The sequence below is a fragment of the Myxococcus sp. AM009 genome (assembly GCF_013372605.1).
Classification (GTDB): Bacteria; Myxococcota; Myxococcia; order Myxococcales; family Myxococcaceae; genus Myxococcus; species Myxococcus vastator.
The window spans coordinates 1-3,565 of the sequence record NZ_JABXEP010000298.1; the positions used below are offsets into that span (position 1 = coordinate 1).

Sequence of the window (3,565 nt, forward strand, 5' to 3'; positions counted from 1 at the left end):
CCGCCTCCCCCGCCCCCGGAGAACTCGTTCGACTACAGCGCCAGCAACACCAACAGCGCGCAGCAGAACACCACCAACCACACCCTCGCGCTGACGGCGGGCCAGACGCTCACCGTCGCGACGTGTGGCCTCACGGGGACGCAGCTCACCGGTGACACGTGGCTGCGCCTGCGCAACCCCGCGGGCACCGAGGTGGCCTCCAACGACGACGCGTGCGGTGGCCGGGGCTCCAGCATCACCTTCACCGCCACCACCGCCGGCAACCACGAGGTCCGCGCCGGCTGCTACTCCAGCGGGAGCTGCACCGGCCGCGTCGTCTGGGAAATCACCGGCGGCTCCGGCGGCCCCACCAGCGGCAGCTTCAGCTACAGCGGCACCAACACCAACAGCGCGCAGCAGAACACCACCAACCGCGACGTCACCATCGCCGCGGGCAAGAGCATCACCGTGGCCACCTGCGGCGTGACGGGCGCGTCCTTCACCGGCGACACCTACCTGCGCCTCTTCAACGGCGCCACGCAGGCGGCCGCCAACGACGACGCCTGCGGTGGCCGAGGCTCCAGCCTGACGTACACCTCGCCCACGGCCACCACCCTGCAGCTTCGCGCGGGCTGCTACTCCAGCGGGAGCTGCACCGGCACCGTGGTGTGGAACATCCAGTAGTCCCCCCCGCGGCGGCGTTGAACCCCCGGGCCCGGGCCGTGGCGAGCGCCACCGCCCGGGCTCGCGGCGTCAGTAGGCGTTCTTCGACAGAAAGCCGCCCAGCGCGGTGCGCACGAGGATCTTCAGGTCCATCAGCAGCGACCAGTTCTCGATGTAGTACAGGTCGTACTCGATTCGCTTCTCAATGCACGTCTGTCCGCGCAGGCCATTGATTTGCGCCCAGCCGGTGATGCCCGCCTTCACCTTGTGCCGCAGGTGGTAGCGCGGAATCTGCCGCTTGAACTCCTCGATGAAGACGGGGCGCTCCGGGCGCGGACCCACCAGGCTCATGTCACCGCGCAGGACGTTGAAAAACTGAGGGAGCTCGTCCAGCGAGTACTTCCGCAGGAACGTGCCAATCACCGTGCGCCGCGGGTCGTCCGGGCGGGCCATCATCGCGCCGCTGTGCTCGGCGTCGATGCGCATGGTGCGGAACTTGAGGATGGGGAAGGTGCGCCCATCCATGCCCATGCGCTCCTGGCGGTACAGCATGGGCCCGCGGCTGGTGAGCCGCACCGCCAGCGCGGTGGCCGCCATGAGCGGCGCGGTGATGAGGATGGCCAGCAGGGAGAAGAGGATGTCGAAGGCCCGCTTGGCCACCCGGCTCCAGCCCTCCATCGGGTCGCCCTGGAGGCGGATGATGGGCAGCCCGCCGAACTCCTCCAGGCCGCCATAGAGCGTGATGTACTGGTACAGGTCCGGCACCACGCGCACGTCCACGGTGCGCAGGGTCAGCTTGTCCATCAGCCCCTTGACCTGGGCGTGGCCCTCCAGCGGCAGCGCGAGGATGACCTGGTCCACCGGCTCGGCGTCCAACACCTCGTTCACCTGGTCCACGTGTCCGATGATGCGCACGCCCCCCACGTACTGGCCCACCTTCTCCTGGCGCAGCGTGAGCACGCCCGTCACCCGGAAGCCCAGCTCGCGGTGGTGCTCCACCGTCTCGATGACCCGCTGCCCCAGGTCCCCCGCGCCGATGACGAGGATGGACTTGAGGTTGTGGCCCCGGCGCCGGATTTCACTCACCAGATAGCGAGTCACCAGCCGGCTGCACGTCACCAGCGCGAAGGCATAGACGATGAAGATGACCAGCGTGAGCCGCGAGTAGCGCTCGCGCACGAAGTACGTCACCGCCACCAGGATGAGCGCCGCGGTGATGGTGGACTTGAAGACCTCGAAGACCTCGCCCGTGTTCGTCCGGGAGCGGTTGGTGCCGTACAGGCGTGACTGGTGGAACGTCACCGGGAAGATGACGAGCACCATCAGCAACGAGAAGAACGAGTCCGTCCAGGGAGGTATCCCCTCCGTGACGGGCACGATGCCGGAGAAGCGCGTGGCGTACGCGAGGACGAAGGCCAGCGCGAGCATCACCATGTCGGCGACGACTTTGATGGACGTGTAGAAACGCTGGAGACGACTGAACACCGCAGTACTCCTGTGGCGTAATCAACGGGTGGCCACCCCTGTGCAAGACTCGCGCCCTCTTCAGACGGACACGCGTTTTGCCCATCACCGTTTGATAGCCGCGCTTGCTAACACGAAAAAATTCGTGAAAACAATGGGTTGCGGCGACCCCTCCCCCACAGCCGGGAGCGCCCTCCACCTGCTGCCCACAAAAGGCCAGGCCAGGAGCGACAGCGAAGTCACAGTCCCGCTGCGGGGCCTGGGGAATCTGGCGACACCCCGCCGAGCAGCGAGTGGATTTCTCGAAGCATGGCACGCTGGAACTGCGCGCGGCCAAAGCGCTCGGCCTGGGCGCGAGCGGCTCCGGGCCGGAAGCCTGTCTCCCATTCGTCGAAGTGGCGCACGGCCGCCGCGAGCGATGCCGGCGTCTGTTCCGAGAAGAAGATTCCGGTCTGCTCCGTCACCGTCTCGAGCGCGCCGCCCTTCCCGTAGGCGATGACGGGCCGGCCCGTCGCCTGGGATTCCAGCGGAGTGAGGCCGAAGTCCTCCTCGGGCGTGAAGATGAGCGCGCGGGCGTCTCGGTACAGCGCCGGAAGGGACGCATCCAAGACATTGCCAAGGAAGCGGATATTTTCAGGCAGGGTTCCGGCCCCCAGGCGAGCGGCCTCCTGGCCTGTGCCCACCACCCAGAGCTGCGCCTCCAGGTTCCGGAACGCCTCCAGCGCCACGTCCAAGCGCTTGTACGGCGCGAAGGCCCCCAGCCAGAGGAAGTAGCCGCCCTGGCCCCCGCCCGCCAGGGGCACCTGGGCGAAGCGCTCCAAGGAGACTGGGGGGTGGATGACGGACGCCTCGCGGCCCCAGAAGCGCTGCACCTTGGTGGCGATGTGCCGACTGTTGGCGATGAAACGATGGACCCCCGCCGCCGTGCGCCGGTCCCACCGGCGGAGCCAGGGCCGGACGGCATGGGCCGCCGCGCGCACCGGGAGGCCGGTGCGCCCCGGGCCGAAGTAGTCGTCGAACAAGTCCCACATGTACCGCATGGGCGCGTGCACGTAGCTCAGGTGCGGCGTGCCCCGCGGCGTGCGCAGGCCCTTGGCCACGCAGTGACTGGAGGAGAGGACCAGGTCGTACTTCCCCTGGAGCTGGAGGGACTCGATGGCCTTCGGCATCAGCGGCAGGAAGTGCCGGTAGCGCGTGTGGATGCCGGGGATGTGCTGAAGGAAGGACGTGAAGATGCGCCGGGATTCGATGGCCGGCGACTGGGAGCCCGGCTTGTGGATGAGCGTGTAGATGTCCGCGTCTGGCAGGACTTCACAGAGGGCATCAAGGACGCGCTCACCACCTCGGTGGGTGACGAGCCAATCGTGGACCAGGGCAACCTTCACGGCACGGCTTCTAACACCGGGCGCGCGCGGCGCGGCAAGCGTCGAGGGTGCCCCGCGTGCCCGGTGTTAGAAGC

General features: G+C 68.1%; 3 protein-coding genes. 1 reads left to right on the top strand and 2 read right to left on the bottom strand.

Features of this window, described 5'->3' with window-relative positions; all coding sequences use genetic code 11:
• Positions 1-663: PPC domain-containing protein (locus tag HV824_RS35115; protein ID WP_176425218.1), on the top strand; the 663-nt coding region annotated here is incomplete at its 5' end.
• A gap of 69 nt (positions 664-732) precedes the next feature.
• On the opposite strand, the gene wbaP is transcribed toward HV824_RS35115, so the two are convergent.
• Entirely contained in the window at positions 733-2,127 is a 1,395-nt protein-coding gene (gene wbaP, locus HV824_RS35120; RefSeq protein WP_176418984.1) for an undecaprenyl-phosphate galactose phosphotransferase WbaP, read from the bottom strand.
• A gap of 218 nt (positions 2,128-2,345) precedes the next feature.
• Positions 2,346-3,491, bottom strand: coding sequence for a glycosyltransferase (locus tag HV824_RS35125; RefSeq protein ID WP_176418983.1), 1,146 nt, complete (start codon positions 3,489-3,491; stop codon positions 2,346-2,348).
• Positions 3,492-3,565: the final 74 nt, after the last annotated feature.